We start from the raw sequence: 14,173 nt of genomic DNA on the forward strand, positions 1-14,173 counted from the left end.
CCTTGGAGCCGGCCACGATTGCCACCAGCGGTCGCGCCGGCTGGCCCAGCGCCTTGCCCAGCGCGTCGATCTCGGCGGCCAGCAGCGGGCCGGCGCAGGCAATGGGGGCGTACCTGGCGATGCCATGCGTGGTCGCCTCGGCGCGGTGGGCGGTGCCGAACGCGTCGTTGACGTATACATCGCACAGCGCCGCCATCTTCTGCGCCAGATCGTCGCTGTTCTTCTTCTCGCCCGTGTTCATGCGGCAGTTTTCCAGCAGCACCACCTGCCCGGGCGGCACCTGGAAACCGCCCTCGGTCCAGCCGGACAAGAGCGGCACCTGGCGGCCCAGCAGTTCAGACAGGCGGCGGCCCACCGGCGCCAGGCTATGGCGCGGGTCGGGCGCCCCCTCCTGCGGCCGGCCCAGGTGCGAGGTGACCATCACCGCGGCGCCCGCCTGCAGGCAGGCCGCGATGGCGGGCACGGAAGCCCGGATGCGGGTATCGTCGGTGATAGCGCCCGCTGCATCCTGCGGGACGTTGAGGTCGGCGCGGATAAAGACCCGCTTGCCAGCCAGTCCACCGGCTGCAAGCAGTGCGGCCAGCGTGTGCGGCGCCGCCGCGGGTTTCGGTTGCGGGTTCGTAGCATGGGATAGGCTCATCGTGGCAACCTGCTAGCGTGCGTGGGCCAGCGCCACCGCGGTATCCAGCATGCGGTTGGAGAAGCCCCATTCGTTGTCATACCAGGCCGACACCTTGACCAGCGTGCCGTTGACCTTGGTCAGGGTGGCGTCGAAGGTGGACGACGCCGGGTTGTGGTTGAAGTCCACCGAGACCAGCGGCGCGGTGTTGTAGTCCAGGATGCCCTTGAGCTCGCCTTCTGCGGCGGCCTTCAGGATGCCGTTCACCTCCTCCACCGTGGTGGGCCGCGCCGCCACGAAGGACAGGTCGACCAGCGACACATTGATGGTCGGCACGCGCACGGCAAAGCCGTCCAGCCGGCCGTCCAGCTCAGGCATCACCAGCCCGACCGCGGCGGCGGCGCCGGTCTTGGTCGGGATCATCGACATGGTGGCCGAGCGCGCCCGGCGCAAGTCTTCGTGGTAGACGTCGGTCAGCACCTGGTCGTTGGTATAGGAGTGCACCGTGGTCATCAGGCCGTTCACCACGCCCAGCTTCTCGTGCAGCGGCTTGACCAGCGGCGCCAGGCAGTTGGTGGTGCACGAGGCGTTGGAGATCACCGTGTCGGTGGCCTTCAGCACGCTGTGGTTGACGCCGAAGACGATGGTGGCGTCCACGTCCTTGCCGCCGGGGGCGGAGATGATCACCTTCTTCGCGCCGCCCTTCAGGTGGGCCGAGGCCTTTTCCTTGCTGGTGAAGAGCCCGGTGCATTCCATCACCACGTCCACGCCCAGTTCGCCCCACGGCAGCTCGGCCGGGTTGCGCTGCGCCAGCACGCGGATCCGGTCGCCGTTGACGCGGAAGGCATCGCCGTCGACCGAGACCTCGCCCGGGAAGCGGCCGTGGACGGTGTCGTACTGGGTCAGGTGCGCATTGGTGGCCGCGTTGCCGAGGTCGTTGATGGCGACGATCTTGATATCGTGCCGTTTGCCGCCTTCATAATGGGCGCGCAGCACATTGCGGCCGATGCGTCCGTAGCCGTTGATGGCAACCTTGATAGTCATGCTGTCTCCTTTACTTGTCTTGGTATCCTTGCCGGTCGCGCTGGCGCGCCGGCGCAACATCAGGCGGCTGGCGCCAGCCGCGCCGGCGTCAGCAGCGCCGGCAACGCCTCCAGCGAATCGAGCAGCGCATCGGCGCCCAGCGCCGCGGGCCCGCCGGGGCCGGCGTAGCCATAGCGCACCAGGCAGACCGGGATGCCGGCCGCGCGCGCCGCCGCCACGTCCACCGCCGAATCCCCCACCAGCACGCCCTGAGCCGTATCGACGTCGAGCAGGTTGCAGGCGTGGCGCAGCGGTTCGGGGTCCGGTTTCATCTGCGCGATCGAGTCGCCCGCCACCAGCACTTCCAGGTATTGCGACAACCCGGTCAGCGCCAGCAGCGGCACCGCCAGCGCGCGCGGCTTGTTGGTGACGCAGGCAAGCCGGTAGCCCTGCTGCCTGAGCGCCTCCAATCCTGCCGCCACGCCCGGGAACACCGACCCGAGGCGGCCGTTGGTCTCGGCATAGTGGCGGTGGAACATCTCCACGGCTTCGGCGGCCTCAACCCGCGGCGTAAGCCCGGCGGTCTCGAGCACGCGCCGCACCAGGTTGGGCACGCCGCGGCCGATGAAGCCGGCCACGGTGTCGAACGGCAATGCCGGGCTGCCGAAGTCGGCCAGCATGCGGTTGGCGGCCTCGACAATGTCAGGCGCGCTGTCGACCAGCGTGCCGTCCAGGTCGATCAGCACCGCGGTGCAGGGCATGGATACGGTAGCCATCACGCCTCCTCCAGCAGCACGCGCGCGGCCGCAGCAACATGAGCCGGGGTCAGGCCAAAGTGCTGGTACAGCGCCTCGGCCGGCGCGGATTCGCCGAAGGTGTCGATGCCCAGCGCCAGGCCCTGCTCGCCCACCACGGCGCGCCAGAACCAGGTGCCGCCCGCCTCCACGCTGACGCGCGGCAGGCCCGGTGGCAGCACGGTGTCCCGGTACGCCACGTCCTGCGCGTAGAACAGCTCCACGCAGGGCATGGACACCACGCGCGCGGCGATGCCGGCATCGGCCAGGTCCAGCGCCGCGCGCATGGCGATTTCCACCTCGGAGCCGGTGGCGATCAGCACCACGCGCGGCGCCGGCACATCGCGCAGCACATAGCCGCCGCGCGCAATCTCCGCGCGCTGGGCCGCACTGCGCTCGAACGGCATCAGCGCCTGCCGCGACAGCACCAGGCAGCTCGGGCCATCCTCGCGCTGCAGCGCGGCCAGCCACGCGTACGCGGTCTCGGCGCCGTCGCAGGGACGCCAGACCTGGTTGTTGGGGATCAGCCGCAGGCTGGCGGCGTGTTCCACCGGCTGGTGGGTGGGACCGTCCTCGCCGAGCCCGATCGAGTCATGGGTCAGCACGTGGACCACGCGCAGGCGCATCAGCGCCGCCATGCGGATGGCATTGCGCGAATAGTCCGAGAACGTCATGAAAGTGCCGCCGTAGGGAATCAGCCCCCCATGCAGCGCAATGCCGTTCATGGCGGCGGCCATGCCGAACTCGCGCACGCCGTAGCTCACGTAGTTGCCATGCCCGGCATGGTTGACCCAGACCGATGCCTTGACATTGGTCAGGTTGGAGCCGGTCAGGTCGGCCGAGCCGCCCAGCAGTTCGGGCAAGGCGGGCGTGAGCGCCTCCAGGCACAGCTGCGATGCCTTGCGCGTGGCGATCTTGCCTTGCAGCGGCGACGGCGCGTCCAGCAACGCCATCAGCCCGGCATCGAAGCCTTCGGGCAGGCGGCCATTGACACGGCGCACGAATTCTTCGGCCTGTTCGGGGTGTGCGGCGCAATAGCTGACGAAGCGCGCTTCCCATTCGGCCTCGCGCGCGGCGCCTTTCGCGCGTGCGTCCCAGGCGTCGGCGACATCCGCCGGCACCGTGAAGGGCTCGGCTTCCCAGCCCAGCGCGGTGCGCATGGCGGCGATTTCCGGCGCGCCCAGCGGGGCGCCGTGCACATCGTGCCCGCCGGCCTTGTCGGGCGCGCCCTTGCCTATCACGGTGCGGCAGCAGATCAGCGTAGGCCGGTCGCGCTCGGCTTTGGCCTCGTGCAGCGCAGCGTCGATGGCCTGGACATCGTGCCCGTCGACGGCGATCACATGCCAGCCGTACGCGGCAAAGCGCTTCGGGGTGTCGTCGGCAAACCAGCCGGCGACCTCGCCGTCGATGGAGATGCCGTTGTCGTCGTACAGGCAGATCAGCTTGCCCAGCCTGAGCGTGCCCGCCAGCGAGCAGGCCTCGTGGCTGAGCCCTTCCATCAGGCAGCCATCGCCAAGGAAGACGTAGGTGTGATGGTCGACGATGTCGAAGCCGGGCCGGTTGAAGCTCGCGGCCAGCAGCTTCTCCGCCAGCGCCATGCCGACGGCATTGGCCAGGCCCTGCCCCAGCGGCCCGGTGGTGGTTTCCACGCCCGGCGTTACGCCAAGCTCCGGATGGCCGGGCGTGGCCGCGTGCAGCTGGCGGAACTGGCGCAGCTGCGACATCGGCAGGTCGTAGCCGGTCAGGTGCAGCAGCGCATACTGCAGCATGGAAGCATGGCCGTTGGACAGCACGAAGCGGTCACGGTCGGGCCAGGCCGGGTTGGCCGGGTTGTGGCGCAGGTGGCGTCGCCACAGCACTTCGGCCATCTCGGCCATGCCCATGGGTGCGCCGGGGTGGCCCGATTTGGCCTGCTCCACCGCGTCGGCGGCCAGGAAGCGCAGCGCGTTGGCACAGCGCGCTGCGGAATCGATGCGTTCTGGGGCGTTCATTCAGAAGATCCTCGCGAGTCGGCGTTTCACGGTCGGGTCCTTACAGCGCGGCGCGCTTGCGGCGCTCCATCATGCGCAGCACGAAGGGCGTGAAGATCAGCTGCATGGCCAGTTCCATCTTGCCGCCGGGCACCACGATGGTGTTGGCGCGCGACATGAAGGAGTCGTGGATCATGCTCAGCAGGTACTGGAAGTCGATCCCCTTCGGGTTGGCAAAGCGGATCACCACCATGCTTTCATCGGGCGCGGGGATTTCGCGGGAGATAAACGGGTTGGACGTATCCACGCACGGCACCCGCTGGAAGTTCACATGCGTGCGCGAGAACTGCGGGCAGATGTAGTTCACGTAGTCCGGCATGCGGCGCAGGATGGTGTCGGTCACGGCCTCGGTCGAATAGCCGCGCTGCTTCTTGTCGCGCCACAGCTTCTGAATCCATTCCAGGTTGATGACAGGCACCACGCCGATCAGCAGGTTGGGATACTGGGCGACATTGACCGAGTCGGTGACCACGCCGCCGTGCAGCCCCTCGTAGAACAGCAGGTCGGTATCGGCCGGCAACGGCTCCCACTGGGTGAAGGTGCCGGGTTCCTGCCCGAACGGCGCCGCCTCCTCCGGGCTATGCAGGTAGTGCCGGTGCATGCCCGTGCCGGTTTCGGCATAGGAGCGGAACAGGTTCTCCAGCTCGCCGAACAGGTTGTTCTCCTCGCCGAAGTGGCTGAAGTTCATATTGCCGGTGCGCTCGGCCTCGGCCATCTTGACCTTCATCTCGGCGCGGTCGTAGCGGTGGAAGCTGTCGCCTTCGATCACCACTGACTTCACGCCTTCGCGGCGGAAGATGTTCTCGAAGGTACGGGTCACCGACGTGGTACCGGCGCCCGAGGAGCCGGTGATGGCGATAATGGGATAACGTTCTGACATGGCCAGGCACCTCAGGCAGACGCGCGGAACAGGCTGCGCTCGTTGAACAGGGGACTCGGAAGGTCGGGATCGGTCTGGTCGGTGTGGTAGCCCTCGATCCGTTCCACTTCATTGCGCGAGCCGAAGATCACGCCAATGCGCTGGTGCAGCGCGCCCGGCGCCACCGACATCAGCGTCTGCCGGCCGGTGCTGGCGCGTCCGCCGGCCTGCTCCATCAGGAAGGCGATCGGATTGGCCTCGTACAGCAGGCGCAGGCGGCCCGGCTTGGCGGGATCCTTGGAGTCGCGCGGGTACATGAAGACGCCGCCGCGCATCAGGATGCGGTGCGCCTCGGCCACCATCGACGCGATCCAGCGCATATTGAAATCCTTGCCGCGCGGCCCGCTCTTGCCGGCCATGCACTCGGCGATATAGCGCTGCACCGGCGCTTCCCAGAAGCGGCTGTTCGACGCATTGATGGCAAATTCCTGAGTATCGGCCGGCACCCGCAGGTTGGGGTGCGTCAGGAAGAACTCTCCCAGGTTGGGATCGAGCGTGAAGCCGTTGACGCCGTTGCCGACGGTCAGCACCAGCATGGTGGTGGGACCGTAGAGCGCATAGCCTGCCGCCACCTGGGCGCTGCCGGGCTGCAGGAAATCCTGCTCGGTCACGGCGCTTGCGCCCTCAGGCGCGCGCAACACCGAGAAGATGCTGCCCACCGAGACATTGACGTCGATGTTGGACGAGCCGTCGAGCGGATCGAACACCAGCAGGTACTTGCCGCGCGGGTAGTGTTCCGGGATCTGGTAAGGCGCCTCCATCTCCTCCGACGCCATGCCGGCCAGGTACCCTCCCCACTCGTTGACGCGCAGGAAGGTGGTATTGCTCAGCACGTCCAGCTTCTGCTGGATTTCGCCTTGCACGTTGACGGCCCCTGCTTCCCCAGCTTGATTGCTGGCCTTGCCGTGCAAGCCCCCCAGCGCGCCGAAGGCAACCGCGCGCGCAATTTCCTTGCAGGCCATGGCGACGTTGAGAATCAGGCCGTTGAAGCCGCCGCTGGCATCCGGATAGCGGCGGCGGTCCTCGATCAGGGACTNAACTGCGTCAGGGTCATCCTTTGGACTTCAGGCATGACAGGTCTCCTATAGATTGGCTATGTGTTCTTGTGTAGTGCCGGTGCGGGTGGCCGCTATGTGACCGTGGCGGCCTCGCGCAAGCGGTGCAGGATGCTCGAGTAGCCGCCGTCGGCATCGGGCGCGCCGAACACGGCGCTGCCGGCCACGAAGGTGTCGGCGCCCGCGCGCGCGATCTCGGCAATGTTGTCGGCCTTGACGCCGCCGTCGATCTCCAGCCAGACCGGCCGCCCGCCGGCGTCCACCTGCCGGTCGATGCGCGCGCGTGCCTGGCGCACCTTGTCCAGCACGCCCGAGATGAAGGCCTGGCCGCCGAAGCCCGGGTTCACGCTCATCAGCAGCACCAGGTCGAGCTGGTCCAGCGTATGGTCCAGCCAGCCCAGCGGCGTGGCCGGGTTGAGCACCAGGCCGGCCTTGCAGCCGTGGTCGCGGATCAGGCCGATGGTGCGATCGACGTGGCGGCTCGCCTCCGGGTGGAAGCTGATGATGTTGGCGCCGGCCTTGGCAAACAGCGGGATCAGCGCGTCGACCGGTTCCACCATCAGGTGCACGTCGATGGGGATGGAGACCAGCGGCCGGATCGCCTCGCACACCAGCGGGCCGATAGTCAGGTTGGGCACATAGTGGTTGTCCATCACATCGAAGTGCACCAGGTCCGCGCCGCCGGCCTCGATCGCGCACACCTCTTCGCCCAGGCGCGCGAAATCGGCCGACAGAATGGAAGGCGCCAGGCGGATGGCACGCTGGCTGCCATGGCCGGTGTTGGGTTCAGTGGCATGCATGTCAGGTGGCCTCGATCAGGGTGCCGTGGTGCCAGGCGCGCAACGCGGCAAGGTCGGCCCAGCGGTTTGCCGCACCGGGCACGTGCTGGGGCATGGGCTCGCCGGGATCGCCAAGATGCGGCAGCACCAGCAGCGCGCCCTCAAAGGAGTCCTGCGCGCTGAACGCGGTGGGCGTGATTACGGTGGGAATGCCGGCCGCCCGGGCGGCGCGCAGGCCGTTCGCCGAGTCCTCGATCGCCAGGCAGTCACCGCCTTCCAGGCCGAGCCGCTCCAGCACCGCCAGGTAGACATCGGGCGCCGGCTTCTTGATGGGCGTGGTGCCGGCGTCGCCGATGGCGGCAAAGCGCCGGCGCCAGTCGGCGCCAAGCGGCGCCTGCAGCAGCGCGTCGAGGTTGGCCGGCGTGGTGGTGGTGGCAATCGCGAGCGGCAGCCCGGCCTCGCCGGCCTCGTCGATCAGGCGGACAATGCCCGGGCGCAGCGGCAGGCCGCCCGCCCCGACGCGCTCGGCATAGTGGCGGGTCTTGATGGCGTGCACGGCGTCGATGGTTTCCTTCACCTTGCAGCCACGGGCCTCTTCCGGGTCGACCATGCGCCAGTAATGCATCAGGCGCTCCTTGCCGCCGGCCACCTTGAGCAGGCGCGTGTAGAGCGGCGCGTCCCAGTGCCAGTCCAGGCCGACCTCGGCAAAGGCGGCATTGAAGGCTTGCAGGTGGGCGCTCTCGGTATCGGCCAGCGTGCCGTCGACATCGAAAATCAGGGCTTGCATGGCTTACTCCTTGGCCGGGGCCTGCGCGGCCTTCGAAAACACGCGGCTGGCAAGCAGGTCAGACGCCGTGATGGTGGTCAGGGTATGGTCGTCGACGACCGTGCCGGCATCGTCCAGCAGGCGCGAGGCATGGCGCAGCCGAGCGCGGTCCAGCGCATTGCGCACGCTGCGGGCATTGGCAAAGTGCGGCTGTGCCATGCGCCGGGCCAGGTAGTCGGCAAACACGGCCCGGCTTTCGTCGTCGAAGCGGTATTGCATCTCGGACAGCATCAGGTCGGCGATCTGGCGCAGCTCGTCGAGCTGGTAGTCGGGGAAGTCGACATGGTGGGCAACGCGCGAGGACATGCCCGGGTTGGACTCGAAGAAGCGGTCCATGCGGTCCTTGTAGCCGGCCAGGATCACCACCAGGTCGTCGCGGTTGTTCTCCATCACCTGCAGCAGGATCTCGATGGCCTCCTGGCCGTAGTCGCGCTCGTTCTCCGGGCGGTAGAGGTAGTAGGCCTCGTCGATGAAGAGCACCCCGCCCATGGCCTTCTTCAGGATCTCCTTGGTCTTGGGCGCGGTATGGCCGATGTACTGGCCGACCAGGTCGTCGCGGGTCACCGCCACCAGGTGGCCACGGCGCACGTAGCCCAGCTGGTGCAGGATCTGCGCCATGCGCATGGCCACGGTGGTCTTGCCGGTGCCGGGATTGCCGGTGAAGCACATATGCAGGCTGGGCGCACCGGCGCTGAAGCCGCGCGCGGCGCGCAGCTTGTCCACCAGCAGCAAGGCGGCGATATCGCGGATGCGCGCTTTCACCGGCTTCAGTCCGATCAGCTCGCGGTCAAGCTGGGCCAGCAGCTCGGTGATGCCCGAGCTGGCCAGCGACTCGGCCAGCGATCCGGCCGGAGCGGCTGGCGGCTGCAGCGATGCGGTCGTTTCAGGTGCGGACATGGCAGGCTCCGTGAGGATCATTCGAGCATCCGGCTCGAAGATTCGAGGCGCAGCTCCCCCCGGTGCGCGGCCTTGCGGCGGCGCAACCGTGGGATTGCACAGTCAGGAAATCGCCGGCGGCAGCGCCATGGCGGCGCTGCGCCGGTTCAGCCGGTGCCGCTCAGTAGCGGCTACCCTCGGGGCGTGCCTGCACGGCGTAGCTCTCGATCGAGTAGCGCATGGTGCGGCCGGGCTCTTCCTGGCGCACCAGGCGGAAGCCGGGCTCGTCCGCAGGACGGTTGACGATGAACGACATCACCACCGACTCCACCGTATGCGTCGAATCGAAAGCCGTGACGCGGATATAGTGGTTGGGGAAGGTGCTGCGCGCGTTGTTGATCTCCAGCAGGATGCCGGCGGCATCGCGCAGGTCGAACATCGGCAGGCCGAACATCTCCCAGTAGGTATTGCGCGGATGCGGGTCGTCGGTGTACTCGATGCCGACCGCCCAGCCCTGGTTCAGGCAGTATTCAAGCTGGCTGGTGATCTGCGCGTCGGTGAGGTCGGGCAGGAAGGAGAAAGTGCCTTGAGTAATACGCATGATGTCCTCTCGTTCTTTGGGTTCGCTCGTCGTGCTTTGGTGGCGTCGCGCCAGGGCTCAGGCCACCGACGCGGTGGGCGCGAAGTCCGAGGTGTCGGTCGGCGTGTAGTTGAAGCTGATGTCGCCCCAGGTATCGAGCGCAGCCCGCAGCGGTCCGCACCAGCGCGCGGCATCGCGCAGGATCTCCGGCCCTTCGTTGAGGATGTCGCGGCCTTCGTTGCGCGCCAGCACCATCGCTTCCAGCGCAACGCGGTTGGCGGTGGCGCCGGCCTGGATGCCCTGCGGGTGGCCGATGGTGCCGCCGCCGAACTGCAGCACCACATCGTCGCCAAAGAGGTGAATCAGCTGGTGCATCTGGCCGGCATGGATGCCGCCGGAGGCCACCGGCATCACCTTGCGCAGCGAAGCCCAGTCCTGGTCAAAGAACAGCCCGCGCGACAGGTCGGTGTGGGTGTACGCATCGCGGCAGACGTTGTAGTAGCCCTGCACGGTCAGCGGATCGCCTTCCAGCTTGCCCACCGCGGTGCCGGTGTGCATGTGGTCGACGCCTGCCAGGCGCAGCCATTTGGCAATCACGCGGAACGACACGCCGTGGTTCTTCTGCCGGGTGTAGGTGCCATGGCCCGCGCGGTGCAGGTGCAGGATCATGTCGTTCTGGCGGCACCAGTTGCTCATGGACTGGATACAGGTCCAGCCGACGATCAGGTCGATCATGATGATGACCGAGCCCAGCGACTTGGCGAACTCGGCACGCCGGTACATCTCTTCCATGGTGCCGGCGGTCACGTTGAGGTAGCTGCCCTTGACCTCGCCGGTTGCGGCCGAGGCCTTGTTGACCGCGTCCATCACGAACAGGAAGCGGTCGCGCCAGTGCATGAAAGGCTGCGAGTTGATGTTCTCGTCATCCTTCATGAAGTCCAGCCCGCCCTTCAGGCCCTCATACACCACGCGGCCGTAGTTGCGGCCCGACAGGCCCAGCTTGGGCTTGGTGGTCGCGCCCAGCAGCGGGCGGCCGAACTTGTCCAGGCGCTCGCGCTCGACGATGATGCCGGTGGACGGGCCGGCGAAGGTCTTCACATAGGCCACCGGGAAGCGCATGTCTTCCAGGCGCGCCGCCTTGATCGGCTTGAAGCTGAAGACGTTGCCGATGATCGAAGCGGTCAGGTTGGCGATCGAGCCTTCCTCGAACAGCGACAGGTCATAGGCCACGTAGCAGAAGAACTGCTCGGGGTTGTTGGGCACCGGATCGACCCGGTAGGCCTTGGCGCGGTACATGTCGCAGGCGGTCAGGCGGTCGGTCCACACCACCGTCCAGGTGGCGGTGGAGGACTCGCCGGCAACCGCGGCGGCGGCCTCGACCGGATCCACGCCGTCCTGCGGCGTGATGCGGAACAGCGCCAGCAGGTCGGTATCCTTGGGCTCGTAGTCGCCGTCCCAGTACCCCATTTCCTTGTACTTCATGACGCCGGCGTCATATCGCTTGCGCGGCTTGGCTTGGACCGATTCAGGTGCGTTCATGCTTGTCTCCTTGCGTGGTTGAGCGTCTTGGCTGCTGCGTTGATGCAAAGATATAAGCCCACCCACATAAGGTAAATTCAGATATTCTTAGCCCCTGTATAAGCAATCCCTTAAGTGCGAACCAAACTGCACATCACGGGAACATCCAACGCCCGCCCCCCCAACTGCCCATGTCGTCCTTCCTGCGCGCCCTCACCCTTCGCCAGTTGCAGATCTTCGTCACCGTGGCCAGGCACGCCAGCTTCGTGCGCGCGGCCGAGGAACTGCACCTGACCCAGCCAGCGGTCTCGATGCAGGTCAAGCAGCTTGAATCCGTGGTCGGCATGGCGCTGTTCGAGCGGGTCAAGGGGCAGCTCACGCTGACCGAGCCCGGCGACCGCCTGCTGCACCATGCGTCCCGGATCCTGGGCGAGGTCAAGGACGCCGAGGAAGGCTTGCAGGCGGTCAAGGACGTCGAGCAGGGTTCGATCACGATCGGGCTGATCAGCACGTCGAAGTACTTCGCGCCCAAGCTGCTCGCCGGCTTTACCGCGCTGCATCCGGGCGTGGACCTGCGCATCGCCGAAGGCAATCGCGAGACGCTGCTGCGGCTGCTGCAGGACAACGCCATCGACCTCGCACTGATGGGCCGCCCGCCGCGCGAACTGGATGCGGTGTCGGAACCCATCGCCGCGCACCCGCACGTGCTGGTGGCCTCGCCGCGGCACCCGTTACACGACGCAAAGGGATTCGACCTGCAGGAACTGCGTCACGAGACCTTCCTGCTGCGCGAACCGGGTTCCGGCACCCGTACCGTAGCGGAGTACATGTTCCGGGACCACCTGTTCACGCCGGCCAAGGTGATCACGCTGGGCAGCAACGAAACCATCAAGCAGGCCGTGATGGCCGGCATGGGCATCAGCCTGTTGTCGCTGCACACGCTGTCGCTGGAACTGCGCACCGGCGAGATCGCGCTGCTGGACGTTACCGGCACGCCGATCGAGCGCATCTGGCATGTCGCGCATATGTCCAGCAAGCGGTTGTCGCCGGCCAGCGAGAGCTGCCGCGCCTATTTGCTGGAGCATACGGCGGAGTTCTTGGGGAAGGAGTATGGCGGGCTGATGCCGGGGCGGCGCGTGGCCTGAGGTTCTCCCGTCCCGCTCGGAACCCGCTGGGCAGCGGCAGCTGGTGAAGGCCTTCTGATGACAAAGGCTAGAGAATTGCGAATCCTCTGATCGCCATGAACGATCGCTATGGGAACACTAGAGGCATCACCGAAACAATGGTGATCGGGCGTAGCAACCTGAAACTCGCTAAAGGTGGCCGCATCATGCGGCCAAGTTCACGCGTTTAGGAGCTCGCAATGCAAAAACGAACCACGTCGAAACATGAAACCGTGCTGGCCGCCAATCCAGCAGACTGCCTCGAATCACTCGAGCACATCAGCGCCAGCCTTAGTTGCATCCTGTCCCTGCTGGAAGTGGAAAGCGAACGCTCCGAGGCATGCCACGGCATTCATTGCCTGGTGGTCATGATCAAGCTGCAGCTTGATCAGACTGCTGCGGAGCATTTCCCCTCGGACTGAGGCGGATGTCTGGCGCGGCCGCTACGAGGGCAGTCTTGATCAGTTGCGCGGCAAACCTCGCCCCTCAGGGCGGGGAAGGATAGCAAGGACGGCATAGCCGTCCTTGCTTTTGCCTCAGTGTGGTGTCTGCTGCTGCTCGATGTGTTTGCGGATGACCCCGATGGGTGCACCGCCGCCCATGCCGAATATCGTTTTCACTGCTCATAGGCCAAGAGTATCATCCCCGCCATGCAACGCATCCAAGCCTTCAAGTACGAACTGATGCCGACCGGCGAACAGCAGCGCCAAATGCGCCGCTTCGCTGGCTCGTGCCGTTTCGTGTTCAACAAAGCGCTGGCGTTGCAAAAGGAAAATCACGACGCGGGCGGCAAGTTCATCGGCTATGTCGCGATGGCGAAGCATCTGACGGCGTGGCGCAACAGCTTGGGGACGGCTTGACTGAAGGATGCGCCCGTCCATCCGCTGCAACATGCGCTCAAAGACCTCGAAAACGCCTACAAAAACTTCTTCGACAAGCGGGCCGACTTCCCGCGCTTCAAGCGCAAGGGGCAACACGACAGCTTCCGCTACCCCGACCCGAAACAGATCAAGCTCGATCAGGCCAATGGCCGCCTCTTCCTGCCCAAGCTGGGCTGGCTGCGCTACCGCAATAGCCGGAAAACGCTGGGCGAGCTGCGCAACGTCACCGTGAGCCTGAGCGGCGGCAAATGGTTCGTCAGCATTCAGACGCGGCGCGAGGTTGAAACCACTGTGCCGCACGGCGGCGCGGTGGCAGCGGCGAAGCCGCCAATTGCGGAGAGCCTTTCGCCAAAGCCCTCATTGTATGTACGAAACCGAATGCGGATTCAACCGGTCGATGCAACAGCTTGATGGAATCGTTCAGCCGGTGTATCGACCGATTGAATCCGCAGTCGTATTGAGACGCTCGCGAGGGGGGGCCACCATCGGCAGCAGCGGCTGCAATGCCTTCCACAATTCGGTGTTGATCTTCTTCCGTGCCATGACACATGGCAACGCTCAACGGCCATATGACGATGACATGGTTTTGTTAGCGGCACTTTGCCCGACTACCGCCCTGCGGTGGAGACGTAGCAGCGCCCTACTCGAGGAATCGACGCCCGCCTCGCAGCTCACGGCCGGCTTGCCGCAGCGGCAGCGGCAGCGATGTGACCGCATGGCTTAGCGACTGATAGCTCTGGTGCAGCATCGATTCGATGATTGCCCAGTCCTCGTCCGTCATGTCGCCCGCTTCTGCGCGAGCATCGCGAAGCAGCATCGCTTGCGCGCGCAGCCGCCCGTGTTCGCGCGTGGCATTCGCGGACACCATGTACAGCGACGCCGCCGCTTCCGCACAAGCGTTGGTCAACGCATCGGGTCCATAACGCTCATGCTCCCGATGCACGATCCACCATTCCAGTTCCAGCCTGGTGGTTCGGGCGATGTCGAAGTTGCGGTTCCCCGTGTTGTGGATCAGGGTGAAATAGGTCTGCAGCGCGGGCAACGCCTTTTCGTAGTCGCTGCGCTGCTTCCCCTCTTTGAAGGCACCTCATTACACACAACTCCTGGTGG

The 14,173-nt window shown here is 66.2% G+C and carries 14 protein-coding genes and 1 pseudogene; 3 read left to right on the forward strand and 12 right to left on the reverse strand.

The genetic code is table 11. From position 1 onward, the window contains the following. The 11 genes from pgk to CF68_RS31450 all read right to left on the reverse strand — a co-directional run. The coding region (pgk, locus tag CF68_RS31400; protein WP_084187562.1) for a phosphoglycerate kinase at positions 1-640 on the reverse strand (640 nt) is incomplete at its 3' end. A gap of 12 nt (positions 641-652) precedes the next feature. After that, positions 653-1,663, reverse strand: coding sequence for a type I glyceraldehyde-3-phosphate dehydrogenase (gene gap, locus CF68_RS31405; RefSeq protein WP_035826725.1), 1,011 nt, complete (start codon positions 1,661-1,663; stop codon positions 653-655). 59 nt (positions 1,664-1,722) lie between these two features. After that, positions 1,723-2,418, reverse strand: a complete 696-nt coding sequence (gph, locus tag CF68_RS31410; RefSeq protein WP_035826727.1) for a phosphoglycolate phosphatase — start codon at positions 2,416-2,418, stop codon at positions 1,723-1,725. Then, positions 2,418-4,427 carry a transketolase gene (tkt, locus tag CF68_RS31415; protein ID WP_035826729.1) on the reverse strand — a complete coding sequence of 670 codons (2,010 nt, stop codon included), beginning with the start codon at positions 4,425-4,427 and terminating at the stop codon, positions 2,418-2,420. Before tkt ends, gph begins: the two co-directional genes overlap by 1 nt. 40 nt (positions 4,428-4,467) lie before the next feature. Next, a complete protein-coding gene (locus CF68_RS31420) occupies positions 4,468-5,346 on the reverse strand; it encodes a phosphoribulokinase (protein ID WP_035826731.1) in 879 nt (292 codons plus the stop codon). A gap of 11 nt (positions 5,347-5,357) precedes the next feature. After that, positions 5,358-6,416, reverse strand: coding sequence for a class 1 fructose-bisphosphatase (locus tag CF68_RS31425; protein ID WP_051591780.1), 1,059 nt, complete (start codon positions 6,414-6,416; stop codon positions 5,358-5,360). Between the two features lie 98 nt (positions 6,417-6,514). Then, positions 6,515-7,240 carry a ribulose-phosphate 3-epimerase gene (rpe, locus tag CF68_RS31430; protein ID WP_035826733.1) on the reverse strand — a complete coding sequence of 242 codons (726 nt, stop codon included), beginning with the start codon at positions 7,238-7,240 and terminating at the stop codon, positions 6,515-6,517. Between the two features lies 1 nt (position 7,241). Beyond that, the gene (locus CF68_RS31435; RefSeq protein ID WP_035826735.1) at positions 7,242-8,006 is read right to left on the reverse strand and encodes an HAD family hydrolase; all 765 of its coding nucleotides are present in this window, start codon (positions 8,004-8,006) and stop codon (positions 7,242-7,244) included. Between the two features lie 3 nt (positions 8,007-8,009). Further along, a complete protein-coding gene (gene cbbX, locus CF68_RS31440; RefSeq protein WP_084187563.1) occupies positions 8,010-8,942 on the reverse strand; it encodes a CbbX protein in 933 nt (310 codons plus the stop codon). Between the two features lie 160 nt (positions 8,943-9,102). After that, the gene (locus tag CF68_RS31445) at positions 9,103-9,522 is read right to left on the reverse strand and encodes a ribulose bisphosphate carboxylase small subunit (protein WP_010809290.1); all 420 of its coding nucleotides are present in this window, start codon (positions 9,520-9,522) and stop codon (positions 9,103-9,105) included. A 57-nt stretch (positions 9,523-9,579) separates the two neighbouring features. Then, positions 9,580-11,040 (reverse strand): form I ribulose bisphosphate carboxylase large subunit, encoded by a 1,461-nt coding sequence (locus CF68_RS31450; RefSeq protein WP_035826739.1) that lies wholly within the window; start codon positions 11,038-11,040, stop codon positions 9,580-9,582. Positions 11,041-11,210: 170 nt separating this feature from the next. Between CF68_RS31450 and CF68_RS31455 the strand changes: the two genes are divergently transcribed. From CF68_RS31455 to CF68_RS31465, 3 genes and pseudogenes are all read left to right on the forward strand, one after another. Beyond that, positions 11,211-12,164, forward strand: coding sequence for a LysR family transcriptional regulator (locus CF68_RS31455; RefSeq protein WP_035826742.1), 954 nt, complete (start codon positions 11,211-11,213; stop codon positions 12,162-12,164). A gap of 218 nt (positions 12,165-12,382) precedes the next feature. Further along, complete coding sequence (locus CF68_RS31460) at positions 12,383-12,604, forward strand: DUF1484 family protein (protein WP_035826746.1); 222 nt, start codon at positions 12,383-12,385, stop codon at positions 12,602-12,604. A gap of 228 nt (positions 12,605-12,832) precedes the next feature. After that, positions 12,833-13,360, forward strand: a pseudogene (locus CF68_RS31465) (RNA-guided endonuclease InsQ/TnpB family protein); the annotation flags it as partial. Positions 13,361-13,703: 343 nt separating this feature from the next. On the opposite strand, the gene CF68_RS31470 reads toward CF68_RS31465, so the two are convergent. After that, entirely contained in the window at positions 13,704-14,105 is a 402-nt protein-coding gene (locus tag CF68_RS31470; RefSeq protein ID WP_235205951.1) for a hypothetical protein, read from the reverse strand. Positions 14,106-14,173: the final 68 nt, after the last annotated feature.

The organism is Cupriavidus sp. SK-4 (assembly GCF_000611125.1).
GTDB lineage: Bacteria > Pseudomonadota > Gammaproteobacteria > Burkholderiales > Burkholderiaceae > Cupriavidus > Cupriavidus necator.